Origin of the sequence: Frateuria defendens (assembly GCF_001182895.1) — a bacterium.
GTDB classification, from domain to species: Bacteria; Pseudomonadota; Gammaproteobacteria; order Xanthomonadales; family Rhodanobacteraceae; genus Frateuria_B; species Frateuria_B defendens.
This window is the reverse complement of the sequence record NZ_LFQR01000005.1, coordinates 1-25,808: the sequence shown is the minus strand read 5'-3', so window position 1 is coordinate 25,808 and position 25,808 is coordinate 1. Positions and strand designations below refer to the sequence as shown.

General features: G+C 73.0%; 14 protein-coding genes. All 14 read left to right on the top strand.

Features of this window, described 5'->3' with window-relative positions; translation table 11 throughout:
- Positions 1-108 precede the first annotated feature (108 nt).
- Positions 109-1,026, top strand: coding sequence for a LysR family transcriptional regulator (locus ACH65_RS01240; RefSeq protein ID WP_049620752.1), 918 nt, complete (start codon positions 109-111; stop codon positions 1,024-1,026).
- Between the two features lie 195 nt (positions 1,027-1,221).
- The gene (locus ACH65_RS01235; protein WP_237561412.1) at positions 1,222-2,403 is read left to right on the top strand and encodes an MFS transporter; all 1,182 of its coding nucleotides are present in this window, start codon (positions 1,222-1,224) and stop codon (positions 2,401-2,403) included.
- Positions 2,400-3,479 (top strand): LacI family DNA-binding transcriptional regulator, encoded by a 1,080-nt coding sequence (locus ACH65_RS01230; RefSeq protein WP_064504793.1) that lies wholly within the window; start codon positions 2,400-2,402, stop codon positions 3,477-3,479. The genes ACH65_RS01235 and ACH65_RS01230 overlap by 4 nt, the downstream gene beginning before the upstream one ends.
- Positions 3,480-3,499: 20 nt before the next feature.
- On the top strand, positions 3,500-4,669 hold the full coding sequence (locus ACH65_RS01225) for an L-dopachrome tautomerase-related protein (RefSeq protein ID WP_049620751.1): 1,170 nt from the start codon (positions 3,500-3,502) through the stop codon (positions 4,667-4,669).
- A gap of 40 nt (positions 4,670-4,709) precedes the next feature.
- Positions 4,710-5,009, top strand: coding sequence for a putative quinol monooxygenase (locus ACH65_RS01220; RefSeq protein ID WP_049620750.1), 300 nt, complete (start codon positions 4,710-4,712; stop codon positions 5,007-5,009).
- Positions 5,010-5,049: 40 nt separating this feature from the next.
- Positions 5,050-5,628 (top strand): PPC domain-containing DNA-binding protein, encoded by a 579-nt coding sequence (locus tag ACH65_RS01215; RefSeq protein WP_049620749.1) that lies wholly within the window; start codon positions 5,050-5,052, stop codon positions 5,626-5,628.
- 11 nt (positions 5,629-5,639) lie between these two features.
- Complete coding sequence (locus ACH65_RS01210; RefSeq protein ID WP_049620748.1) at positions 5,640-6,467, top strand: aldo/keto reductase; 828 nt, start codon at positions 5,640-5,642, stop codon at positions 6,465-6,467.
- A 2-nt stretch (positions 6,468-6,469) separates the two neighbouring features.
- Positions 6,470-7,669 carry an MFS transporter gene (locus ACH65_RS01205; RefSeq protein WP_053096109.1) on the top strand — a complete coding sequence of 400 codons (1,200 nt, stop codon included), beginning with the start codon at positions 6,470-6,472 and terminating at the stop codon, positions 7,667-7,669.
- 122 nt (positions 7,670-7,791) lie between these two features.
- Entirely contained in the window at positions 7,792-9,138 is a 1,347-nt protein-coding gene (locus ACH65_RS01200) for an amidohydrolase family protein (protein WP_049620746.1), read from the top strand.
- Positions 9,139-9,329: 191 nt separating this feature from the next.
- Positions 9,330-10,046 (top strand): gluconate 2-dehydrogenase subunit 3 family protein, encoded by a 717-nt coding sequence (locus ACH65_RS01195; RefSeq protein ID WP_049620745.1) that lies wholly within the window; start codon positions 9,330-9,332, stop codon positions 10,044-10,046.
- Between the two features lie 16 nt (positions 10,047-10,062).
- Positions 10,063-11,838 (top strand): GMC family oxidoreductase, encoded by a 1,776-nt coding sequence (locus tag ACH65_RS01190; RefSeq protein ID WP_237561411.1) that lies wholly within the window; start codon positions 10,063-10,065, stop codon positions 11,836-11,838.
- A 10-nt stretch (positions 11,839-11,848) separates the two neighbouring features.
- Positions 11,849-13,246 carry a cytochrome c gene (locus ACH65_RS01185; RefSeq protein WP_082190078.1) on the top strand — a complete coding sequence of 466 codons (1,398 nt, stop codon included), beginning with the start codon at positions 11,849-11,851 and terminating at the stop codon, positions 13,244-13,246.
- 266 nt (positions 13,247-13,512) lie between these two features.
- Entirely contained in the window at positions 13,513-15,207 is a 1,695-nt protein-coding gene (locus tag ACH65_RS01180; protein ID WP_064504792.1) for a ShlB/FhaC/HecB family hemolysin secretion/activation protein, read from the top strand.
- A 51-nt stretch (positions 15,208-15,258) separates the two neighbouring features.
- Positions 15,259-25,808, top strand: a 10,550-nt coding sequence (locus ACH65_RS01175; RefSeq protein WP_049620742.1) for a two-partner secretion domain-containing protein, incomplete at its 3' end; no start/stop codon positions are given.

Here is a 25,808-nt window from a genome sequence, read left to right as displayed (position 1 = left end):
CGGCCGTCCCGCACCGCTTTCACGGTAAGCCCCGTCCATTGATACGTAAAATGGAAAATTGTGATGGTATTGAGCATTCAATAAGATCAATCGGCGGGCCGGGAACGCATGGACCTGAAGCAACTGGAATATTTCGTGGCGGTGGCCGAGGAGCGCCACTTCACCCGCGCCGCGCAACGGCTCAACGTGGTGCAGTCGGGCCTGTCGCAGGCCATCCGCAGCCTGGAGGGCGAGCTGGGCGGCCCGCTGTTCGTGCGCACCACGCGCAGCGTGGCGCTCACCGCCGCCGGCAGCGTGCTGCTGGACGAGGCGCACCGGGTGCTGGAGGCCGCGCGCGGCGCGCGGCTGGCGGTGACCCAGGTGCACGGGCTGGCGCGCGGGCGCCTGCGCATCGGCGCGATCCAGGGGCTGGCGCCGTTCATCGACCTGCCGGCTTCGCTGGGCCGTTTCCGCGAGGCCTTCGGCGGCATCGACATCGAGCTTTCCTTCGACGGCGCCGCGCCGCTGCTGGACGAGGTGCGCGAAGGCCGCCTGGATGTCGCCTTCACCCAGCCCGGCGACGCGCCGGTGCCGGAGCTGGCCTCGCGCCTGCTGGTGTGCGAGGGGCTGGTGGCGGTGTGCGCGCCCAAGCACTCCCTGGCCGGCGCCCGCGAACTGCCGCTGGCCGCGCTGGCCGGCGAGGTGTTCGTGGACCTCAAGGCCGACTGGGGCATGCGCCGGCTGGTCGACCAGAGCTTCGCCGCGGCCGGCCTGCAGCGGCGCATCGGCTTCGAGGTCAACGACATGAGCTGGCTCACCGAGCTGGCCGCGCAGGGCCTGGGCATCGCCCTGGTGCCCGAGTCGGTGGCGCGGGCGCGGCGCGAGGACAAGCGCCTGAAGCCCATCGCCATCGCCGAACTGCGCGAGGCGGAGGAGCCGTGCTGGGAGATCGCGGTGGCCTACCGCCAGCGCCGCGACGACGACCCGCAGGGCCGCATTGCGGCGGCCTTCCTGGAACGGCTGGTGCAGATCGCGGGCAATCTCTGAGCCGGGCGCGGCGGGCCGTGCGGCGGGGGAACGTGACGGTCATCGCAGACTCCTGCGCGTTGAAGTCGTTGCGCTGCAGCATGTATGGTAGCGCTACCAAAGCGGTGCGACGTTTTATCCCTTTCCCCGCCGATGATCCCTCCGAACGCATCCCCGACCGTCCTGCCCCGGTCGCCCGCCGGCTCGTCCGCGCCGTTGTCGGCGGGGCTGACGGCGGTGTTCGCCGCCGCCTGCGGCCTCTCGGTCGCCAACATCTACTACGCCCAGCCGCTGATCGCCCTGATCGCGCCCGCGCTCGGGCTGCACGCCGGCCTGGCCGGGCTGGTGGTGGCGCTGACCCAGCTCGGCTACGGCGCCGGCCTGCTGCTGCTGGTGCCGCTGGCCGACGAGGTGGAGAACCGGCGCCTGGTGCTGTGGCTGTTCGGCGGCGTGGTGCTGGGCCTGCTGGGGGTAGGCGTGGCGACCTCCGCGGCGGGCTTCCTGGCCGCCACCTTCGTGGTCGGCGTGTGCGCGGCGGCCACGCAGATCCTGGTGCCGTTCGCCTCGCAACTGGCGCCGGACGCCAGCCGCGGCCGCGTGGTCGGCAACGTGATGGGCGGCCTGCTGGCCGGGGTGATGCTGGCGCGGCCGTTCGCCAGCGCGGTGGCCGCGGCGTTCGGCTGGCGCGCGGTGTTCTTCGTCACCGCCGCGCTGATGCTGGCGCTGATCGTGGTGCTGGCGAAGGCGCTGCCGCCGCGCCACCCGGGCGGCGAGCGCACGCCGTACCGGCGCATCGTCGCCTCCATGCCGCGCCTCTACCTGCGCACGCCGCTGTTGCGGCGGCGAGCGTTCTACCAGGGCATGATGTTCGCCGCCTTCAACGTGTTCTGGACCGGCTCGCCGCTGCTGCTGGCGCAGGCCTTCGGCTTCGGCCAGCCGGCCATCGCGGTGTTCGCGCTGGCGGGCGCGGCCGGCGCGCTGTCGGCGCCGCTGGCCGGGCGGCTGGCGGACCGCGGCCTCACCAGGCCGGCCACCGGCGCGGCGCTGGCCGCCGCGGTGCTCGCCTTCGTCCTCGCCGGCTGGGCCGGGCATGCGCACTCGCTGGCGTGGCTGGTGCTCGCCGCGTTGTTGCTCGATGCCGCCGTGCAGGTGTGCCAGGTGCTCAGCCTGCGCAGCATCTACATGCTGGCACCGGAGCTGCGCGGGCGCTTCAACGGCCTGTTCATGACCTCGGTGTTCGTCTGCGGCGCGGGCGGCTCGGTGCTGGCCGCGGCGGTGTACACGGCGTTCGGCTGGACCGGGCTGGCGGTGCTGGGAGCGCTGTGCGGCCTCGCGGCGCTGGCGCTCTACGCCACCGAGTTCCGGCGCCTGCCGGCCGCGGCGGCGGAGGCGGCATGACGGAAGAGCTGTTCAAGCCGCGCCGCGCGCGGGCCGCCCACGCGCAGGGCAAGCGCGCCACGCTGAAGGACGTGGCCGACCGCGCGGGCGTGGGCCAGATCACCGCCTCGCGCGCGCTGCGCGAGCCGGGCAAGGTCTCGCCGGCGCTGCGCGCGCGCGTGCTGGAGGCGGTGGAGGCGCTGGGCTACGTTGCCAACCAGGTCGCCAGCGGCCTGGCCTCCGGCGCCAGCCGGGTGGTGCCGGTGCTGATCCCGACCCTGGCGCACGCGGTGTACGTGCCGTTCCTGCGCGGCGTGCACGACGAGCTGGACCGCCACGGCTACGAGGTGCTGCTCGGCACCACCGATTACCTGGAAGCCACCGAGGCCAAGCTGGTCTCGACCCTGCTCGGCTGGTTCCCGGCCGGCCTGCTGCTGGCCGGCGTGGATCACGCGCCGCCCACGCGCCTGCGCTTGCAGCAGGCGGTGGCCGCCGGCCTGCCGGTGGTGGAGTTCATGGACCTGGCCGAGGCGCCGCTCGACATGAACGTGGGCTTCTCCCACCCCGCCGTGGGCGCCGCGGTGGCCGCGTACTTCGCCGACCGCGGCTGCCGCCACATCGCCTACGCCGGCACGCAGGCCTCGCACGACCACCGCAGCACGCGGCGCCTGCAGGGCTTCCGTGCCGAGCTGGCCGCGCGCGGCCTGCCGGAGCACTACGCACTGCGCAGCGAGGAACCTTTCTCGATGGCGCTGGGCGGGCGGCTGCTGGCCGAGCTGCTGCAACGCCACCCGCAGGTCGAGGCGGTGTTCTTCGCCAACGACGACCTCGCCGCCGGCGCGGTGCTCGAGGCGCAGCGGCGCGGCCTGCGCCTGCCCGCGCAGCTGGCGGTGATGGGCTTCAACGACCTGGAGATCGCCGCCGCCATGCACCCGTCGATCTCCTCGGTGGCGGTGGACCAGTACGGCATGGGCCAGCGCGCCGCCGCGCTGCTGCTCGAACGCCTGGCCGGCGGCGCGCCGGCCGCGACGCGCCTGGACACCGGCTTTCGCATCGTCGAGCGCGCCACCACGGCCGGCCCGGGCGCCGGCGCATGAATCACACCAAGGAGAGAACGATGCTGCGTCGCCTGCTGGGCCTGTCCGTGATCGCGCTGCTGCCGTGCCTGGCCTGGGCGCAGGAGGAGGTGTCCGACCCCGCCGCCGTCCCCGCCGGCTCGCTGGAGGTGGTGGCGCGCTTCGGCGACCCGGGCCCCTCGGGCATCGTGGTGCTGCCGAACGGGCGCATCTTCGTCGGCTTCCCGCGCCACGCGCAGGACCACAAGGACGCCACCCTGGCCGAGCTGGTGGACGGCAAGCGCGTGCCGTTCCCGGACGCGGCCACCAGCCTGGCCTCCGACCGGCCCGACCGCGACCGCCTCGTCTCCGTGCACGGCATGACCTCGGACACCCGCGGCAACCTGTGGCTGATCGACGACGGCAAGCGCGCCGGCATCGCCGGCATCCCGGACGGCGCGGCCAAGGTGGTGGGCTACGACCCGGCCTCGCGCCGGCAGCTCGCCAGCGTGGTGCTGCACGCGCCGGCGCTGTTGCAGGACAGCCACATGAACGACCTGCGCGTGGACCTGACCCACGGCGCCAAGGGCACCGCCTACGTCACCGATTCCTCCTTCGGCACCACGCCCGCGCTGGTGGTGGTGGACCTCGCCAGCGGGCGCCAGCGGCGCGTGCTGGCAGGCCACGTCTCCACCGCGCCGGTGCAGGGCTTTCTCGCCATCCTCGACGGCAAGCCGCTGCGCTACGACCCCAAACACCCGACTTTCCCGATCGGCGGCGCCGACGCGATCACCCTGAGCGCGGACTCCAAGACGCTCTATTTCGCCCCGCTCACCAGCCGCCGCCTCTACAGCATCCCCACCGACGTGCTGGCGAACTTCGACGCCAGCGAGCAGACGCTGGAAGCGGCCGTGCGCGACGAGGGCGAGAAGGGCTTCGCCGACGGCATGGCCACCGACCCGCAGGGGCGCCTGTACACCACCAACGGCGAGCACGACGCCATCCTGCGCCGCTGGCCGGACGGCCATTTCGACGTGGTGGCGCGCGACCCGCGCATCGTCTGGCCCGACGGCATCTACGCCACCGGCAAGTACGTCTACGTGGTGGCCGGCCAGTGGGAGCGGCTGGCCGGCTTCAACGAAGGCAAGAACCTGCGCCGGCCGCCGTACCTGCTGCTGCGCGCCGCGCTCGACCCGGCGCCCGAGGTGGCGCCCGCGCAGGCGGCGCGCTGAGCGCCCCGGCATCTTTTCGATCCGCACCAGGAGTCATCGCATGTCCAAGGAATTCCGCGTCGTCGCCGTCGTCCAGGCCAAGCCCGGCCACGAGGAGGACGTGGCGCGCATCCTGCGCGCCGCCACCGCGCCCTCGCGCGCCGAGCCCGGTTGCCTGTTCTATACGCCGCACGCCGACCTCGACGTGACCGGCCGCTTCACCTTCATCGAGCGCTGGGTGAGCCAGGCGGCCCTGGACGAGCACGTCCAGACGCCGCACTTCAAGGCGATGGTGGAGGCGCTGGGGCCGCACATCGACGGCGAGCTGGAACTGGTGAGCCGGCTGGACCCGCTGCTCTGAACGCCGCGGCCGCCCGCCCCCAAGCGCCAAGGAGACCCGCATGCACGCCCTCGCACGCCTGACCGCCCCGGCCCTGCTCGGCGCCGGCCTGCTCGCCGCCGGGCCGGCCGCCCGCGCCGGCGAACCGGCGCAGTACATCCCCTCGCCGCAGGTGGTGCCGCACGGCAGCGCGCCGCACGCCAAGGCGCAGCTGCTCAGCGACGTGGGCGGGCGGCGCACCTACCTGCTGATCCTCTCCACCGGCGATGAGGTCTACACCGCGCTGTCCGACTTCGCCAAGGCGCACCACGTCACCGCAGCGCACTACACCGCCCTCGGCGCGGTGCACGACGTGCAGGTGGGCTGGTACGACCTCGGCCGCAAGGCCTACAAGATCATCCCGGTCGAGGGCCAGGTGGAAGTGGTGTCGCTGACCGGCGACATCGGCGTCGCCAACGGCAAGCCACTGCCGCACACCCACCTCGTGGTGAGCCGGCCGGACGGCGAGGTGCGCGGCGGCCACCTGATCCACGCGGTGGTCTCGCCCACGCTGGAAATCACTATCACGGAAGAGCCCGCCACCCTGGCCAAGAAGGTGGACGAGGCCTCCGGCCTCACCGTGTTCGATCCCAAGCCTTAAAGGAGCCAAGCATGACCGGCATCCCCGCCCTGACCCTCAACGACGGCCACGCGCTGCCGCAGGTCGGCTACGGCACCTGGCCGATGAGCGACGCCGAGGCCGGGCCGGCCGTGGCCGAGGCGCTGCGCGCCGGCTACCGGCTGATCGACACGGCCGCCGCCTACGGCAACGAGGCCGGCGTGGGCCGCGGTATCCGCGCCAGCGGTGTGCCGCGCGAAGACGTGGTGATCACCACCAAGCTGCGCGGCCCCGACCACGGCTACGACAGCGCGCTGCGCGCCTTCGACGCCAGCGCCAAGCGGCTCGGCGTCGACCATGTGGACCTCTACCTGATCCACTGGCCGCTGCCGATGAAGGACCTCTACGTGGACAGCTGGCGCGCCTTCGTGCGGCTGAAGGAAGAAGGCCGCGTGCGCTCCATCGGCGTGTCCAACTTCCAGCCCGCGCACATCGAGCGGCTGGAGCGGGAGACCGGCGTGCTGCCGGCGGCCAACCAGGTCGAGCTGCACCCGGATTTCTCCCAGGCCGCGCTGCGCGCCTGGCATGCGCAGAAAGGCATCGCCATCGAGTCGTGGAGCCCGCTGGGCCGCGGCGGGCTGCTGCACGACCCGGTGCTGGAGCGGCTGGCCGCCAAGCACGGCCGCACGGTGGCGCAGGTGGTGCTGCGCTGGCACGTGCAGCTCGGCCTCGTCACGATCCCCAAATCGCAGAACCCCGCGCGCATCCGCCAGAACCTCGCCCTGTTCGACTTCGCGCTGGACGCGGACGACCTCGCCGCCATCGCCGCGCTGGACGGCGAGCACCGCCAGGGCGGCCACCCCGACACCTGGATCGAATGAGCATGGGCACGCCACCTGCGAAGACCGGCGCGCACGGCGCCGGCTGGGCCGAGCTGGCGCTGGGCGTCGGGGGCTTCGGCATCGGCACCGGCGAGTTCGTGACCATGGGCCTGCTGCCGCAGATGGCACAGCAGCTGCACGTGTCGGTGCCCGAGGCCGGCCACGTGATCAGCGCCTACGCGCTGGGCGTGGTGATCGGCGCGCCGCTGATCGCGGTGCTGGCCGCGCGCTGGCCGCGCCGGCGCCTGCTGCTGGCGCTGATGGCCTGCTTCGCGCTGGGCAACGTCGCCAGTGCGCTGGCGCCCGGCTTCCTGTCGCTGGCGGCCTTTCGTTTCGTCACCGCCTTGCCGCACGGGGCCTACTTCGGCGTGGCCTCGCTGGTGGTGGCCTCGCTGGTGCCGCCCAAGGAGCGCGGGCGCGCGGTGGGCCGCATGATGCTCGGCCTCACCGGCGCCACCCTGGCCGGCGTGCCGCTGGCCGACGGGCTGGGGCAGTGGCTGGGCTGGCGCGCGGCGTTCGCCCTGGTGGCGGCGCTCGGCGCCCTGACCTGCCTGCTGGTGGCGCTGTGGGTACCGTTCCAGCCGGGCAACGCCAAGGCCAGTCCGGTCAGCGAACTGGGCGCGCTGCGCCGGCCGCAGGTGCTGCTGACGCTGGCGGTGGGCGCGGTGGGCTTCGGCGGCGTGTTCAGCGTGTTCAGCTACATCACGCCCACCATGACCGAGGTCGCCGGTCTGCCGGAGCGCTGGATGCCGGCGGTGCTGGCGGTGTTCGGCGCCGGCATGATCCTGGGCAACCTGGGCGGCTCGTGGCTGGCCGACCGCGCGTTGATGCCCGCCATCGGCGGCCTACTGCTGTGGAGCGTGCTGGTCTCGCTGGCCTTCGTGGCCGCCGCGCCGCACCGGTGGCTGGCGCTGCCCGGCGTGCTGCTGATCGGCACCGGCATGGCGCTGGTGCCGGCGCTGCAGATCCGCCTGATGGACGTGGCGGAGGACGCCCAGACCCTGGCCGCCGCGCTCAACCATTCCGCCTTCAACGTCGCCAACGCGCTCGGCGCCTGGCTGGGCGGCCTGGCGGTGAGCGCGGGCCTGGGCTGGGCCGCCACCGGCTGGGTGGGTGCGCTGCTGGCCGCGGGCGGGCTGGCGATCTTCGCCGTCTCGGCCGGCGCCGCGCGGCGCACCGCGCTCGCCGGCGAGCGGGCCTGAGACACGGCATGCGGCGGCCGTCGCGGGCAACCACCAGCGCCGACCGCCGCGACGCCGGCCGTTTGCCATTGCACGATGCGGCGCGCCACCCGCCCGTCACCATCCTTACGAAGGAGAACACCATGTCGATGAAACGCTACGCCCCGCTGCTGGCCCTTGCCGGGCTCGCGCTCGCCCAGGCCGCGCCGGCCCAGACGGTGGCGCTGCGCCACGCCCGCGTGATCGACGGCAACGGCGGCGCGCCGCTGGAGAACGCCACCGTGCTGATCGAGAACGGCCGCATCGCCGCGGTGGGCGCCGACGCCAGCGTCAAGCTGCCGGCCAAGGCCAAGCTGATCGACCTCGCCGGCAAGAGCGTGCTGCCCGGCCTGATCTCCGACCATTCACACTTAGGCATCACCGACGGCACCGGCGCCGGCCCGCAGAACTACAACCGCGCCAACATCGTGCGCGAGCTGCGCCAGTGGCAGCGCTACGGCGTCACCACGGTGACCTCGCTGGGCCTGAACGGGCCGCTGTTCTACACGCTCCAGCGCGAGGCGCACGCGGGCACCTTGCCGGGCGCGGACATCTTCGGCGCCGACCGCGGCATCGGCGTGCCCGCCGGCGCGCCGCCGATGAACGTGGCCGCCGACCAGCTCTACCGCCCGAGCACGCCCGAGCAGGCGCGCGCCGCAGTGGACGAGACGGCCACGCGCCACCCCAGCTTCGTCAAGGTGTGGGTGGATGACTTCCACCACAGCGTGCCGGCCAAGATGTCGCCCGAGGTCTACCGCGCCGCCCTCGACGAGGCGCACAAGAAGGGTCTGCGCGTGGCCGCCCACGTCTACTACCTCGCCGACGCCAAGCAGCTGGTGGCCGACGGCGCCGACGTGATCGCCCACGGCGTGCGCGACGAGCCGGTGGACCAGGCTTTCGTCGACGCGCTCAAGGCGCACGGCACCTGGTACATCCCCACGCTGGGCCTGGACGAATCCTTCTACATCTACGCCCAGCAGCCGGCATGGATGCAGACGGCCTTCTTCCGCCAGGCCGTGCAGCCGGCGCTGGCGGCGCAGTTCGCCGACCCCGCCTGGCGCGCCAAGGTGCTGGACCCGAAGGCGCTGGCGGTGAACCAGGCCTCGGTGAAGACCAACCAGGCCAACTTGAAGCGCCTCTACGACGCGGGCGTCAAGATCGGCTTCGGCACCGACTCCGGCGCCACCCCGCTGCGCCTGCCCGGCTTTGCCGAGCACCGCGAGCTGCACCTCATCACCGAGGCCGGGCTGACCCCGCTGCAGGCCATCTCGCTGGCCACCCGCGACGCCGCCGCGCTGCTCAAGCTCGACGACCGCGGCACCCTCGCGCCGGGCAAGCGTGCCGACCTGCTGGTGGTGGACGGCGACCCGTCGCACGCCATCGCCGATCTCGACCGCATCGAGGCGGTGTGGCAACGTGGCCGGCAGGTCGCCGGCCCGATCGCGCCATGACGGCGTGCGCGGCGGTGGTGCGGCCGCCGCGCCGGACGAGGTCCGGTAGCATGTCGCCCACTGCGCTCCGGCGCGGGCCCGCGCCGCCTCCGGCGCCACCCTGCGCCACCGTGCCTTGCACGGATGACATACCCGGGCGGCAGGATGCCGCCGAATGCAGATACCAAAGCTTTTTCCGACTAGGTGCCCCGATGTCCCCCGACGATACCTCTCCCGCGCGACGCGACTTCCTGCGCAAGTCGCTCACGCTGATCCCCGCCGCGGCGCTGGCCGGCCAGGCCGCGAGCGGCGCGGCCGCGGCCGCGCCCGGCCACGGCGCCGCGGCCGCCCGCGACTACCAGCCGACCTTCTTCACGCCCGAGGAGTGGGCCTTCCTGCGCGCCGGCGTGGCGCGGCTGATCCCCGCCGACGAGCGCGGCCCCGGCGCGCTGGAGGCCGGCGTGCCGGAGTACATCGACCGCCAGATGGCCACGCCCTATGCCAGCGGCAGCCAGTGGTACATGCACGGCCCCTTCAACCCCGACGCGCCCAAGACCATGGGCTACCAGCTGCGCCTGGCGCCGCGCGAGATCTACCGCCTGGGCATCCGCGACGCGGAGGCGTGGAGCCGCAAGCAGCACGGCAAGCCCTTCGCCACCCTGGACGCGGCCACCCAGGACGCGCTGCTCGCGCAGTTCGAGCAGGGCGAGGCGCAGTTCGAGGGCGTGCCGTCGAAGGTCTTCTTCGCGCTGCTGCTCGGCAACACCCGCGAGGGTTTCTTCTGCGACCCGGTGCACGGCGGCAACCAGGGCATGGTGGGCTGGACCCTGATCGGCTTCCCCGGCGCCCGCGCCGACTTCATGGACTGGGTGGAGCGCGACGAGCGCTACCCGTTCCCGCCCGTGTCCATCCGCGGCGAGAGGGCCTAAGACCATGGCGAAGACGATGAAGAAAGTGGACGCCGTGATCGTGGGTTTCGGCTGGACCGGCGCCATCATGGCCAAGGAGCTCACCGAGGCCGGCCTCAACGTGGTGGCGCTCGAGCGCGGCCCGATGCGCGACACCTACCCCGACGGCTCCTACCCGCAGACGATCGACGAGCTCACCTACAACATCCGCAAGAAGCTCTTCATGGACGTCTCGCGCGAGACGGTCACCGTGCGCAACACCACCGCCGACGGCGCGCTGCCGATGCGCCAGCTCGCCGCCTTCCTGCCCGGCACCGGCGTGGGCGGCGCGGGCCTGCACTGGTCGGGCGTGCACTTCCGCGTGGACCCGGTGGAGCTACGCCTGCGCAGCCACTACGAGGAGCGCTACGGCAAGAAGTTCATCCCCGAGGGCATGACCATCCAGGACTTCGGCGTGAGCTACGAGGAGCTGGAGCCGCACTTCGACTTCGCCGAGAAGGTGTTCGGCACCTCCGGCACCGCCTGGAGCATCAAGGGCAAGGTGGTGGGCGAGGGCAAGGGCGGCAACCCGTTCGCGGCCGACCGCTCCGACGACTTCCCGCTCGAGGCGCAGAAGAACAGCGTCTCCGGCACGCTGTTCGGCAAGGCCGCCGAGGCGGTGGGCTACCACCCCTACAACATGCCCTCGGCCAACACCTCCGGCCCCTACACCAACCCCTACGGCTGCCAGATGGGGCCGTGCAACTTCTGCGGCTTCTGCAGCGGCTACGCCTGCTACATGTACTCCAAGGCCTCGCCCAACGTGAACGTGCTGCCGGCGCTGCGCCAGGAGCCGAAGTTCGAGCTGCGCGCCAACGCCCACGTGCTCAAGGTCAACCTCGCCAGCGACGGCAAGCGCGCCACCGGCGTCACCTACGTCGACGCGCAGGGGCAGGAGGTGGTGCAGCCGGCGGAGCTGGTGATCCTCGGCGCGTTCCAGTTCAACAACGTGCGCCTGCTGCTGCTGTCGGGCATCGGCAAGCCCTACGACCCAGTCAGCGGCAAGGGCACGGTGGGCAAGAACTTCGCCTACCAGAACCTGGCCACCATCAAGGCCTTCTTCGGCAAGGACCAGCACCACACCAACCCGTTCATCGGCGCCGGCGGCAACGGCGTGGCCATCGACGACTTCAACGGCGACAACTTCGACCACGGCCCGGCGGGCTTCGTGGGCGGCTCGCCGATGTGGGTGAACCAGGCCGGCACCAAGCCGATCAGCGGCCTCGCCGTGCCGCCCGGCACGCCCGCCTGGGGCAGCGCGTGGAAGGCCGCCGCGGCCGACTACTACACCCACCACCTGTCGATGGACATGCACGGCGCGCACCAGTCCTACCGCGACAACTACCTCGACCTCGACCCGAACTACAAGGATGCGTTCGGCATGCCGCTCCTGCGCATGACCTTCGACTGGAAGGAGAACGACATCAAGATGAGCCGCTTCATGGTGGACAAGATGCGCAAGATCGCCGAGGCGATGAACCCCAAGGCCATCGGCGTGTACGCCAAGGACTTCGGCTCGCACTTCGACCTCTCCAGCTACCAGACCACGCACCTCAACGGCGGCGCCATCATGGGCACCGACCCGTCCACCAGCGCGATCAACCGCTACCTGCAGAGCTGGGACGTGCCCAACGTGTTCGTGCTCGGCGCCTCGGCCTTCCCGCAGGGCCTGGGCTACAACCCCACCGGCCTGGTCGCCGCGCTCGCCTACTGGTCCGCCAAGGCGATCCGCGAGCAGTACCTCAAGCACCCCGGCGCGCTGGTGCAGGCGTGAGGGAGCGCGCATGAAACGTCTGATCGCAACCCTCGTCCTGGTCGCCCTGGCGGCCTTCGCCGTGGTGCTCGCCGTGGCCCTCTGGCCCACGCACACGCGCGCCGTCGCCGCCGGCGACACCGCCTCGCCCGCCGTGGTGGAGGCCGGTCGCTACGCCGCCCGCGCGGGCGACTGCATCGCCTGCCACACCGCGCCCGGCGGCCAGCCCTTCGCCGGCGGCCTGCCGATGCAGACCCCGGTGGGCACCGTCTACTCCACCAACATCACGCCCGACCGCGAGCACGGCATCGGCGCCTACACGCTGGACGACTTCGACCGCGCCGTGCGCCACGGCATCGCCAAAGACGACCACTCGCTCTACCCGGCGATGCCGTACCCCAACTACGCCCGCGTCACCGACGCCGACCTGCGCGCGCTCTACGCCTACTTCATGCACGGCGTGCAGCCGGTGGCCGAGGCCAACAAGCCGGTGGACATCCCCTGGCCGATGTCCATGCGCTGGCCGCTGGCGCTGTGGCGCAAGCTGTTCGGCCCGGCGGTGGTCGGCCCGGACGCGGCCGCGCCGCCGGCCGGCGCCACCGCGCAGGAGGCCGTGGTCGCCCGCGGCGCCTACCTCGTCGAGGGCCTCGGCCACTGCGGCGCCTGCCACTCGCCGCGCGGCCTGGGGATGCAGGAGAAGGGCCTCGCCGGCACCGACGCCGCCTTCCTCGCCGGCGGCGCGCCGCTGGAAGGCTGGGTGGCCAAGAACCTGCGCGGCGACGCGCGCGACGGCCTGGGCGGCTGGAGCGAGGCGGAGCTGGTGCAGTTCCTCAAGACCGGCCGCACCGACCGCACCGCGGCCTTCGGCGGCATGACCGAGGTGGTGCAGCACAGCCTGCAATACCTCGGCGACGACGACCTCGCCGCCATCGCCCACTATCTCAAGAGCCTGCCGCCGGTGGACTCGCAGCAGGCGCCGTTCCAGCCCGACACGCAGGCCGCGCAGGCGCTGTGGAAGGGCGACGACAGCGCCCGCGGCGCCGGCCTCTACGTGGACAGCTGCGCCGCCTGCCACCGCACCGACGGCAAGGGCTACACGCGCTTCTTCCCGGCCCTGGCCGGCAACACCGTGGTGCAGGCGGCCGACCCCACTTCGCTGATCAGCATCGTGCTCAACGGCAACACCCTGCCGGGCCTGCACGCCGCGCCCTCGCCGATCACCATGCCGCCGTTCGGCTGGCGCCTGAGCGACCAGCAGGTGGCCGACGTGGTGACCTTCATCCGCGGCAGCTGGGGCAACCAGGCCGCCCCGGTGAGCGCCGCGGAGGTCGCCAGGCTCCGCCGCGACGACAACCGCGCCACCACCGGCACCGACCTGGGGCCGGGCTTCGGCGGTGCGGCGGCGAAGGCGGAAGCGTCGCCGCATTGATCGTGGTGCCCGGGCCGGCCGCGCAGCCGGCCCGGGCGGCCCACCGGAACACGGCGCCTCGCAATTTCTTGCCGTGTTTGTAGGGGATCGCCTAGTGCTCTTTGGGCGCAGGCCTACGCGCGTGACCGGGAGCCGGCCCGGCATAATGGGGGCTCTTCGAGAAGGATGCAGGGCTGTCCGGTGGCTGCCGGACGGCGCGGCGGGTCGTCGCTAAAGTTGCCGGCGGGCCTGCCGATACAGGCCTGCCGAGTCACAGGGGTGTGCCGATGGATGCAGGACGCGCGCTGGGGAGGCGCGTACGGGGAGGTCTGTGTTTCGCCTTGCTGGCGGCGCTTGCCGTGCAGGGCGCGGCGGCGCAGAGCGCGCTGGACCGGCAAGAGCAGCTGCGCCGCGCGCAGCGGCTGGACCAGCGCATCGAGACGCAGCAGAACGCGCCGTTCCAGGCGCTGCCGCAGGTGGCCGCCGAGCCCGCCGACGGCGCCCTGCCCAAGGAAACCCCGTGCTTCGCGCTGCACACGCTGCGCCTGGAAGGCGAGCGGGCGGAGGACTTCGGCTGGGTGCAGCGCTACCTCGACCGCTACCGCGGCCAGTGCGTGGGCCGCGCCGGGCTGGCGCTGCTGCAGAAGCGCGTGGCCAGCCTGATCCTCGCCCGCGGCTACATCACCACCCGCGTGGGCATCCCCGCGCAGGACATCGCCAAGGGCCAGTTGCACCTGCTGCTGGTGCCGGGCGTGATCCGCCGCATCCGCTTCGCGGAAGGCTCGCCGGCTTCGGACTGGCATACCGCCTTCCCCATCGGCGAGGGCGACCTGCTCAACCTGCGCGCGCTCGAGCAGGGGCTGGAGCAGTTCAAGCGCCTGTCCTCGCAGGACGTGAGCATGGACATCGCGCCGGGAGAGCAGGCAGGCGAATCCGACGTGGTGCTCACCGTGCGCCGCACGCGCCGCTGGCACGTGGCGCTCAACGCCAGCGACGCCGGCCTGCGCGCCACCGGCCGCGACCAGGGCGGCGCCGACCTGACGGTGGACGATCCGCTGGGCTGGAACGACCAGCTCACCGTCGGCCTCAACGGCGCCCTGCGCACCCACGACGACGGCGGCAGCACCCAGGGCAACCACTTCAGCTACAGCGTGCCGCGGGGCTGGTGGACCTTCAGCGGCTCCTACTCGTTCTACAAGTACCGGCAGTGGGTGGACGGCTTCATACAGCGCTTCCGCTCCACCGGCACCTCCAAGACCGGCGATCTCAGCATCCAGCGCGTGATCGCGCGGGGCACCACCAGCCGCACCGCGCTCGAGTTCCATCTCGCCACCCGCAACGCGCACAGTTTCCTGCAGGGCGTGGAGGTGGGCGTGCAGCGCCAGCGCACCGCCAGCGCGGAGCTGGCGCTGCTGCACCGGCAGTACTTCGGCCGCGCCCAGCTCGACGCGCGCCTGGGCGTGCAGCGCGGCGTGCCGTGGTTCGGCAGCCAGTGGTTCGGCTACGACCCGAACGTGGGCTACCCCACCAATCGCTACGGGCTGCAGACGCTCGACCTCGCGTTGAGCCTGCCGTTCGCCGTCGGCCGCCAGCCGGTGGCCTGGGACAGCAGCCTGCACGCGCAGCGCTCCACCGACCACCTGCCTTCGGCCGAGCTGGTGACGATCGGCGGCCGCTACACGGTGCGCGGCTTCGACGGCGAGGAGACCCTGCTCGGCGAGCGCGGCGCCTACTGGCGCAACACCTTCACCTTGCCGATCGCAGCCGCCGGCATCGCGCCCTACCTCGGCGTCGATGCCGGCCGCGTGGGCGGGCCGAGCACGCAGCCGGGCCGGCGCTGGCTCGCCGGCGGCTTCGTCGGCCTGCGCGGGAGCTATCGGCAATTCAGTTGGGATGCGTTCGCCGGCTGGGCCCTGCATACGCCGCGCGCGCTGCAGTCGAAGCGGCCGGCCACCGGGATTCAGTTGATCTACCAGTTCTGATTCTTTGCATGCGCCGCGAGGACAGCGCGCGGCTTTAGGGAGAGAAGTGCGATGGGCATCCACGGAAACGGTTCGGGCTTCATGCCGACGCAGGGCAGGGTCGCCTGGCTGCACAGCATGCTGCTGGCCGGCGCGGTGGCCGGGCTGGGCATTCCGGTGGCCTCCTGGGCGCAGGTGGTGGCCGACGCCGCCGCCAGCCAGAAGCCCAAGCTCGACATGGCGACCAACGGCGTGCCGGTGGTCGACATCGTGGCGCCCAACGCTGCGGGCGTGTCGCACAACAAGTACACCAGCTTCAACGTCGATGCGCGCGGGCTGATCCTCAACAACAGCGCGAACATCGTGCGCACGCAGCTGGGCGGCTACATCGCCGGCAACGACAACCTGCGCAACGGCACCGCCTCGCTGATCCTCAACGAAGTGACCTCGGCCCTGCCCACCCACCTGGGCGGCTACCTGGAAGTGGCCGGCCGCGCGGCGCCGCTGGTCATCGCCAACCCCTACGGCATCACCTGCGACGGCTGCGGCGTGATCAACTCGCCGCGCTTCACGCTCAGCACCGGCACGCCGGAGTTCGGCGCCAACGGCAGCCTGGAGGCGTTCCGCGTCACCGGCGGCAGCATCACCGTCGGCAGCGGCGGCCTCAACGCCTCCAACCTCGACCGCGTCGACCTCATCGCCCGCGCGGTGGCGATCAACGGCGCGCTGTGGGCCAACAACCTCAACGTGGTCGCCGGCGCCAACCGCGTGAGCTACGCCGATGCGGCTGCGCAGGCCATCGCCGGCAGCGGCGACCGCCCCGCCGTGGCGGTGGACGTGGCCGCGCTGGGCGGCATGTACGCCAACAAGATCCGCCTGGTCGGCACCGAGGCCGGCGTGGGCGTGGTCAACGACGGCACCATCGCCGCCCAGGCCGGCGACCTCACGCTGAGCAGCGCGGGCCAGGTGAGTCTGCACGGCACCACCGTGGCGATGAACCACCTGGATCTCAGTGCGCAGGGCCGCATCGACCTGGCCGGCACCACCGGCACCCAGCAGGGCGACGTGACGGTGAGCGGCGCCGACGCGCTGAACCTCGGTGGCCGCCTGATCGCCGCCGGCGCGCTGCACGCCGGCGTGGCCGGCGACTACCTGCAATCGGGCTACCTGAGCGCCGGCGGCGACGCCGTGCTGCACGCACAGGGCGACCTGCGCAACCAGGGCACGCTCTACGCCGGCGGCGGTTTCGACCTCGGCGCGGGCCGCGCCCTGCAGAACGACGGCACCGCCTACGCGCTGGGCGACGGCCGGGCCACCGCGGGCACCGTGCTGGGCGGCGGCGGCGCCAGCGTGATGCATGCCGGCGGCGATCTCTCGCTGGCGGGCGCCTTCATCGACAACGCGGGCGTGCTCGATGCCGGCAAGGCGCTGTCCGCCCGGAGCGGCGGCGATCTTGCCCTGGCGGGCGCGGCGCAAGGCATCGCCGGCGTGCAGTTGCAGGCGGCGGGCGCGGTGAGCAATCGCGGCCAGGTGGTCTCCGGCGCGGCGGTCAGCGTGCAGGCCGCCAGCGTGGACAACGGCGGCACCGTGTCCGCCACCGGCGCGCTCTCGCTCGACGCGCAGGGCAAGGTGAGCAACCAGGGCACGCTCTACGCGGGCGAGGGCCTGCACGTGCAGGCCGCGGGCCTCGACCAGTCCGGCAGCGCGCAGGCCTACGGCGCCGGCGGCGTGCAGGCCACCCTCGGCGGCGCGCTGAACAACCAGGGCGTGCTGGTGGGCGGCGGCAACCTCGCCATCACCGCGGGCAGCGTGGACAGCACCGGCCAGCTGGGCAGCCAGCAGGGCGACGTCGACCTGCACAGCGCCGGCGACGCCACGCTGGCGGGCACCACCGCAGCCGCGGGCCGACTTGCTGTGCACGCCGGCGGCCAGCTGGTGCTGGGCGGCCAGCTCAGCGCGGCCTCGGCGCAGGCCGATGCACAGGCCGTCACCAACACCGGCACGCTGTACAGCCAGGGCGCGATCGGCATCCAGGCGGCCGGCGCGCTCGGCAACCAGGGCACGCTCTACGGCGAGGGCGACCTCACGCTCACCGGCGCGCAGGCCCGCAACGGCGGCACGGTGCACGCGGGCGGCGCGCTGTCGATCAGCGGCGACTCCCTCGACAGCCAGGGCACCCTGGATGCGGGCGGCGGGCTCTCGCTGCTCAGCCGCGGCGACGCCAGCCTGGGCGGCTACGCGCAGGCCGGCGGCAACCTCGACCTCACCGCCGCCGGGCAACTGCAGAACCAGGCGCAGGTGCTGGCGGGCGGCGATCTCACGCTCAGCGCGGCACAGCTCGCCAACAGCGGCACGCTGGCCGCGACCCAGGCCCTGCACGCCACCACGCCGGGCGCCGTGCACAACGACGGCACCCTGTATGGCGGGCAGAGCCTCGACCTGCACGCGGCCAGCCTGCAACAGAGCGCCACCGGCAGCCTCGGCGGCGGCCACCTGGCGCTGACCGTGGACGGCGCACTCGACAACGCCGGCAACCTGGTGGGCAACGCCGGCCTCGACGTCCACGCGGCGCGCATCGCCAGCAGCGGCCAGCTCGGCACCACCGGCGGCGACGTCAACCTGACCACCACGCAGGGCGACCTCGGCCTGGGCGGCACCACGGTGGCGGCCGGCGCCATCAACGCCACCTCGTCCGGGGCGCTCGACCTGAGCGGCGCGCTCAGCGGCGCCGGCGTGGGCCTCGCTTCGGCGCAGGCCACGACGCTCGGCGGCACGCTCTACAGCAGCCTGGGCGCCAGCCTCGCCGCAGGCCGTGACCTCAGCCTGACCGGCCAGCTGCATGCCGTGGGCGATGCCAGCCTGCAGGCGGCCGGCAGCTTGAGCCTGGGCCACGACAGCGTCGCGCACAGCGACGGCGACCTGCACCTGACCGGCGCGGCCATCGCCCAGGACGGCACGCTCGACGCCGGCCGCGACCTCGCGCTCAACAGCCGCGGCGAGGTCACGCTGAGCGGCACCGTCCAGGCCGCGCGCGACCTCGACCTGCAGGCCGTGACGGCCTGGGCCAACCAGGGCCAGACCCTGGCCGGCCGCGCTCTGACGGCGACGGCCGGCCGCCTCGCCAACCCGGGCGTGTTGTCCGCGGGCGCGGGCCTCAACCTCGCCGTTGCCGGCGCGCTGGGCAACGACGGCAGCGTCTCGGCAGGGCAGGCTTTGCAGGCCCAGGCGGCCAGCTTCAGCCAAAGCGCCAACGCCAGCTTCGGCGGCGCCGACCATGTCGCCCTGACGGTGGCCGGCGCGCTTGCCAACGCGGGCAGCCTGGTCGGCGGCAACGGCTTGCAGATCATGGCCGGGAGCCTGAGCAGCAGCGGCCAGCTCGGCACCACGGCGGGCGACGTGTCGCTGACCACCACGCAGGGCGACCTGGCGCTGACTGGTACCACGGTGGCCGCCGGTTCGCTGGCCGCACAATCGGCCGACAACCTGAGCCAGGGCGGCGCGCTGCGCGCGGCGGGCGTGCAGTTGAACGCGGCGCAGGCGTTGCAGCTGAGCGGCACGCAGCAGAGCGACCAGGACGCGACGTTGACGGCCGGCACCACGCTGGGCCTGGATGGCGAACTGAACGTGGCCGGCAACGCCACGCTCACTGCCGGCACAGGTCTCAGCCTGACGGCGCCCAGCGTGGCGCACGCGGGCGGCGACCTCACGCTGAGCGGCGCTTCGCTCGCCAGCGCCGGCACGCTGGACGCGGGCCACGACCTCAACGCCACCAGTGCGGGTGACTTCACGCTGGGCGGCATCGCCCAGGCCCAGCACGATGTCACGCTGAGCGCCGCGGGCACGCTCACCCACACGGCGCAGACCGTGGCCGGCCGCAACCTCACCGCCACGGCGGCCACGCTCGCCAATACCGGCACGCTGTCGGCCAACGGCGCATGGAGCGCCAGCGCCAGCCAGGGCTTCACCAGTAACGGCACGCTCTACGGCGGTCAGCAGCTGACCTTGGAAAGCGGCGGCGACCTGTCCTTGCAGGGCAGCGCGCAGAGTGCGGGCGACGCGAGCCTGCACGCGGCCGGCACGCTCACCAATGCGGCGCAGACGGTGGCCAACGGCCAGTTGGCGCTGGAGGCCGACCAGGTCGCCAACCAGGCCGGCGGCGCGCTGTCCGGCGCGGGCCAGTTGACCGTTACCGCACACAGCGGCTTCGGCAACAGCGGTTCGCTCTACGGCGGCCAGGCGCTGTCGTTCAGCGGTAAAGACGTCCAACAGGATGCGGGTGCCAGCATCGCCTCGGGCGACCTGCTCAAGTTCGACTTGAGCGGTACGCTGACCAACGCGGGCAGCCTGGTCGGCGGCAACGGCTTGCAGATCACGGCCGGGAACCTGACGAGCAGCGGGCAGCTGGGCACCACGGCGGGCGACGTGTCGCTGACCACGACGCAGGGCGACCTGACGCTCGGCGGCACCACGGTCGCGGCCGGGGCGCTGAGCGCGCAGTCGGCCGGCAAGCTGAGCCAGGGCGGCGCGCTGCGCGCGGCGGGCGTGCAGTTGAACGCGGCGCAGGCGTTGCAGCTGAGCGGCACGCAGCAGAGCGACCAGGACGCGACGCTGACGGCGGGCACCACGCTGGGCCTGGATGGCGAACTGAACGTGGTGGGCAACGCCACGCTCATCGCCGGCACCGGCCTCAGCCTCACCGCGCCGGGCGTGGCGCACGCGGGCGGCGACCTCACGCTGAGCGGCGCCTCGCTCGACAGCGCCGGCACGCTGGACGCGGGCCACGACCTCAACGCCACCAGCACGGGCACGATGAACCTGGGCGGCATCGCCCAGGCGCAGCGCGACGTGGCGCTGAATGCCGGCACGCTCACCCACACGGCGCAGACCGTGGCCGGCCGCAACCTCACCGTCGGTGCGGGCAGCGCGACCCAGCAGGGCAGCTTGTCCGCCGGCCAGGCGTTGAGCCTCGACGTCGCCGGTCAGCTCGCCAACAACGGCAACCTGCTCGCCGGCACCACGCTCGGCCTCACCGCCGGCAGCTTCAGCCAGGGCGCGCAGGCGCAGGCGAGCGCGGCGCAGGGGGCGACCCTGCGCGTGCAGGGCGCGCTGGACAACGCCGGCAGCCTCGTCTCGGGGCAGGGGCTCGACATCCGGGCCGACCAGCTGAGCAGCACCGGCGAGCTGGGCACCACCGCGGGCGACGTCTCGCTCGCCACCACCCAGGGCGACCTCACGCTCGGCGGCACCGTGGTGTCGGCCGGCGCCCTGCAGGCCGGCGCCGCCGGTTCGCTGTGGCAGAGCGGCGGGTTGCGCGCGCAAAGCCTCGGCCTCATCGCCGGGCAGTCGATGCAGCTGGCGGGTACGCTGTCCACCCCGGGCGCCGCGACGTTCAATGCTGGCGGCGACCTCACGCTGGCCGGCAGCCTGTCGGCCGACGGCGATGCCTCGCTGACCGGCGGCGGCGCGCTGAACCTCGGCAACGCGGCCATCGCCCATGCCGGCGGCAATCTGCTGCTGCAGGGCGCCAGCCTGCAAAGCCTCGGCACGCTCGATGCCGGCCACGACCTTGCGGCCACCGCGGGCGGCATCGACCTGGCCGGCCGCGCGCAGGCCGCCCACGACGTGCAGCTCACCACCGCGGGCGTGCTGAGCAATGCCGCGACGGTGGTGGCGCAGGGCCGCCTCGGCCTCGATGCCGGCCGCCTCACCAACGCCGCGGCCGGTGCGCTCAGCGCGGCGGGCGACGTGCAGGCGACCGTGCAGCAGGACGCCAGCAACGACGGCACGCTCTACGCCGGCGGCGCGCTCACGCTCGGCGCCGCCAGCCTCACCCAGGGCGCTCAGGCGCAGGTCAGCAGCGGGCAGGGGCTGGCCCTCACGCTCGGCGGCGCCCTGAGCAACGCCGGCACCCTGGTCGGCGGCCAGGGCCTCAGCGTGCAGGCGGGCAGCCTGAGCAGCAGCGGCCAGCTCGGCACCACGGCGGGCAATGTGTCGCTGACCACGACGCAGGGCGACCTGTCGCTCGGCGGCACCACCGCCGCGGCCGGCGCGCTGGCCGCGCAGGCGGCCGGCACGCTGGCGCAGACCGGCACGCTCACCGCCTCCGGCCTCACGCTGACCTCGGCTGGCGACATGCAGCTGGCGGGCAGCAGCACCGACGCCGCCGGCGGCGCCAACCTCACCACGCTTACCAGCGGCGGCGCGCTGCGTAACAGCGGCACGCTGGCCAGCGCCGGCGCGCTGAAGCTCGATGCCGGCGGCCTGCTCGACAACCAGGGCAGCATGGGCGCGCAGCAGGCCGTCACCGTCAACGCCGGCGGCGCGCTGACCGGCTCGGCCGCCTCCGTCTTGCAGGCGGGCGGCGACCTCGCCGTCACGGCCCAGTCGGTCGCCAACCAGGGCAGCTTCGCGGCCGGCAGCGACTTCACCCTGCATGCCAACGGCGACGTCGGCCTCGGCGCCGTCACCCAGGCAGGCCGCACGCTGACCATCGCCACGGGCGGCGCCCTGAGCAATGCCGGCCGGTTGCTGGCGAACGGCGGCATGCAGCTCGGCGCGCAGTCGCTGAGCAACCAGGCGGGCGCGGCGATCTCCGCCGGCGGCGCCTTGAACGTCACGCTGCCGCAGGCCTTCGCCAACCAGGGCCATGTCTACGCCGGCCAGGCGCTCACGCTCAACGCGGGCAGCCTGAGCCAGGGCAGTGCCGCGCAGCTCTATGGCGCGGGCGACGTGACCCTCGGCCTCGGCGGTGCCGCGAGCAACGCCGGCAGCCTGGCCGCCAAGGGGCGGCTCGGCCTCACCGCCGCTTCCATCACCAATACCGGCGCGCTGGGCACGCAGCAGGGCGACGCGAACCTCGCGGCCACGCAGGGCGACCTCAACCTGGGCGGCAACGTTTCGGTGGCCGGCAACCTCGCGGCCAACGCCAGCGGCGCGCTCAACCAGAGCGGCGCGCTCGCCGCCACCGATGCCACGCTGGGCAGCGGCGGCAATCTCGCCATCAATGGACGTCTGGACGGCCGGAACATCACCCTGCACGGCAATGCGCTCAGCCAGTCGGGCACGGTGAGCGGCCAGGCGGTGTCGCTGGATGCGGCCTCGATCGACAACGCGGGCCAGACCCTGGCCCAGGGCGACCTCGCCCTGCACGCCGGCAGCATCAACGTGAACGGCGTGCTGGGCGCCGGTATCCGCAGCGACGGCTCGCTCGGCACCACCGGCACGCTCACCGCGATTGCCGGCACTACGCTGACCGCGCACGGCAGCCTGCTCGCCGGCAGCACGCTCGACGTGGAAGGCAACACGCTGGATCTCTCCTACGGCACCCAGCGCGCCGGCAGCAACGCCACCGTGCTGGCGAAGGCGGGCAACCTCGACCACACCGGCGCCGACCTCGCCGCCGGCGGCCTGCTCAACGCGCAGGCCAGCGGCACGCTCATCAACGCGAGCGCCAACGGGCACACCGCGCGCCTGCAGGCCGGGCAGCTCGCGCTCGGCGCCGCGGGCTTCGCCAACAACTACGGCCAGCTGCTGCAGATCGGCAACGGCGATCTCAGCCTGCAGACCGGCGGCAGCTTCGACAACACCGGCGGCCTGATCGCCAACAACGGCAACAACCTCACCCTGCATGCGGGGCGGCTGGTCAACACCAGCGGCAGCGTGCAGCTGGCCGGCGGCGGCCTGCTCGACGTCGCCAGCGCGCAAGACCTCGACAACCGCGGCGGCACGCTGGCCGGCAACGGCGCCGTGCGCGTGCAGGCCGGCAATGGGTTCGCCAACGACGGCGGCCTGGTCAACGCGCGCCAGAACGCCCAGCTCACCGCCGCCTCGCTCAGCAATGGCGGCGGCACGGTCTCCGGCGGCAGCCTGGACGTGAACCTGGGCGGCGGCACGCTCAGCAACGGCAGCGGCCTGATCCAGGCCACGGCGGGCGATGCGCACGTCTCGGCCGGCTCGTTCGGCAACGCCGGCGGCACCGTGCAGGCGGTGGCCGGCGCGTTGACGCTGGGCGTGAACGGCCTGCTCGACAACAGCTACGGCCTGCTCGGCGCCGCCGGCGGCGCGCAGCTCAACGGCTACCAGTTCGGCAACGTCGGCGGCACCGTCAGCGCGGGGTCGCTGAATGCGCAGTTCGGCGGCACCGCCGACAACAGCGGCGGCCGCCTGCAGAGCGGCGGCGCGCTGAGTCTCTACGTGGGCAGCACGCTCACCAACAACGGCGGCAGCATCGAGGGCAACGGTGGCTTCACGCTCACCGCGGGCAGCCTCTCCAACCGCGGCGGCCGGGTGGCGAACGCCAGCGGCGCGGCCACCCAGGTTTCGCTGGGCGGCAACCTGGACAACACCGGCGGCACCGTGGGCGGCCAGGGCGACCTCAACCTGGGCGCCGCCTGGGTGGGCAACGCGCAGGGCGGCCGGCTGGTGGCGGGCAACAACCTCACCCTTTCCACCGGTGGCCTCGACAACACCAGCGGCACCGCTTACGCGGGCAACACGCTCAACTTCAACAACGCCAACGCCAACGTGCGCAACGCCGGCGGCTCGCTGGGCGCGGGCCAGGCGCTCAACCTCACCCTGCACAGCCTGGACAACAGCGGCGGCACCTTGCAGGCGGGCATCAACGGCGTCGCCAACGTCGGCAACGTCAACCTCAACATCGGCAGCCTGACGGGGCAGGGCAGCATCATCGCCAACAACACGCTGGGCCTGCACGTGAGCGGCGACTACCTCCAGGCCGCCGGCTCCAGCTTCAAGGCCGACGGCGGCTTCAGCCTGGCGGTGGACGGCCAGTTCACCAACAACGGCAGCATCCAGGCGGTTACCAACTTAAGCATCAGCGCGGCCAACATCACCAACAACGCCGGCGCGCTGCTCAACTCGGCCAACACCCAGCTCAGCACCGGCGGCACCGTCACCAACGCCGGCAGCATCCAGGGCGACACCATCGGCATCCACGCCGGCAGCGTCAACAACACCGGCACCATCATGGGCGGCGGCGTCACCGTGCAGGCGGGCAGCCTGGTCAACGGCGCGGACCTGGGCACGCAGACCGGCAACGCGGCCTACCAGAGCGGCACCATCGCGGCCACCCGCAACGTGGACCTGTACGTGGGCTACCTGCTCAACCGCGACGCGCAGATCTACAGCCTCGGCGACATCAACATCGCCGGCGCGGGGCGCAACGCGCAGGGCCTGTTCGACACGCGCGCGGGCCAGGTGGACAACCTCTCCGGCTCGATCCAGGCGCAGGGCAACATCCTGATCGCGGCGAACCAGATCAACAACCGGCGGCGGGTGGCCAGCACTACCAACTACACGCTGACGCAGGCGGAGTCGCAGGCGTCCAAGCCACTGCCCGACAGCCCGCACATCTCTACGATGAGCGGGTATACCCCGGTGACAACCTGGACCGAGTACCACACCCTTTCCGAGGACGTGCTCAGCGCCGCCAGTGCGCAGAGCCAGATCGTGGCGGGCGGCAACATAGCCCTGTTCGGCTCCGTGACCAACAATGCCTCCACCGTGGCGGCGGCGCAGGCGCTTGGCATCAATCAACTGGGCATGGGCGGGACCACCGGCATGGTGGCTGGCAACGAGACGGTTGCCAATGAGGCGCTGGCCGGCGGGCGCACCATCCAGCCGGTTGCCGTCAAGCAGTATGGCACCTGCGCCGGCTCGGACGCTCAGTGCCGCGGCATGTTTTCCCTTGAGGGCACGACCACCTATACCCCAGACACTAACCCCGCCGACTACATCCACGACACCTACGCCATCCTGCCGGCCATCCTGTCCGGTAGCCAGAGCGTAGCGATCAGTGGCCAGACCATCACCAACGGCGGCGTGACCTCGGGCGGCCAGACCGTCACCAACATGCGCCTCGATCCCAATGCGCAGCGCATCGGTCTGGCCGGCGTCGGCAAGGGCAGCGCCGGCGGCGCGGGCGGCGTGACGGTGGGCGGCCAGGTGGACCCGGGCACCGGCCGCGCCGCGCAGGTGCTGGGCGGCGTGGGCCAGCCGCTGGCGGGCGTGAGCCTGCCGACCGGCGGCATCTACCACGTGCGCGGCGGCAACGGCGCCCAGGGCGCGTCGGTAAGCGCCGGCACCGCGAACGGCCAGGTGGCGACGGGCGGCGTGCAGCAGGGCACGTCGGTGAATGCCGGCGGCACCTCAGTCACGGTATCGGGCGGCCAGGCGCTCGCCGCTGGCCAGGGCACGGCGGCATCAGGCGTGGAGGCGTCGGGCACCGGCGGTCCGCTGGCCGGCGTGCCGGCTGGCGGCCAGTTCGTCAGCATTGGCAACGGCTACGTGCCCGGCGGCATCAGCGCCGTCTCGGCCGGCGATGCGGTGGCGGTCGCCACGGTCGGCGGCGGCACGTTGTCGGTCACGGCGGCGGGCGCCGCCGCCCGTGCGGTGGGCGGCCTGGGCAACGCCTACCTCACGGCGCTGCTCGGCCATGCGCCGAGCACCAACTACCTGATCGAAACCGACGCGCGCTTCGCCGACTACAGCCAGTTCGTCAGCAGCGACTACCTGCTGCAGCACCTGGGCTACGACCCGTCGAAGACCCAGATGCGCCTGGGCGACGGCTTCTACGAGCAGCAGCTGGTGACCCAGCAGGTGAC

Coding starts and splice junctions, on each gene's coding strand:
- ACH65_RS01240 (WP_049620752.1), top strand. CDS start 109: ATGGACCTGAAGCAACTGGAATATTTCGTGGCGGTGGCCGAGGAGCGC.
- ACH65_RS01230 (WP_064504793.1), top strand. CDS start 2,400: ATGACGGAAGAGCTGTTCAAGCCGCGCCGCGCGCGGGCCGCCCACGCG.
- ACH65_RS01225 (WP_049620751.1), top strand. CDS start 3,500: ATGCTGCGTCGCCTGCTGGGCCTGTCCGTGATCGCGCTGCTGCCGTGC.
- ACH65_RS01220 (WP_049620750.1), top strand. CDS start 4,710: ATGTCCAAGGAATTCCGCGTCGTCGCCGTCGTCCAGGCCAAGCCCGGC.
- ACH65_RS01215 (WP_049620749.1), top strand. CDS start 5,050: ATGCACGCCCTCGCACGCCTGACCGCCCCGGCCCTGCTCGGCGCCGGC.
- ACH65_RS01210 (WP_049620748.1), top strand. CDS start 5,640: ATGACCGGCATCCCCGCCCTGACCCTCAACGACGGCCACGCGCTGCCG.
- ACH65_RS01205 (WP_053096109.1), top strand. CDS start 6,470: ATGGGCACGCCACCTGCGAAGACCGGCGCGCACGGCGCCGGCTGGGCC.
- ACH65_RS01200 (WP_049620746.1), top strand. CDS start 7,792: ATGTCGATGAAACGCTACGCCCCGCTGCTGGCCCTTGCCGGGCTCGCG.
- ACH65_RS01195 (WP_049620745.1), top strand. CDS start 9,330: ATGTCCCCCGACGATACCTCTCCCGCGCGACGCGACTTCCTGCGCAAG.
- ACH65_RS01190 (WP_237561411.1), top strand. CDS start 10,063: ATGAAGAAAGTGGACGCCGTGATCGTGGGTTTCGGCTGGACCGGCGCC.
- ACH65_RS01185 (WP_082190078.1), top strand. CDS start 11,849: ATGAAACGTCTGATCGCAACCCTCGTCCTGGTCGCCCTGGCGGCCTTC.
- ACH65_RS01180 (WP_064504792.1), top strand. CDS start 13,513: ATGGATGCAGGACGCGCGCTGGGGAGGCGCGTACGGGGAGGTCTGTGT.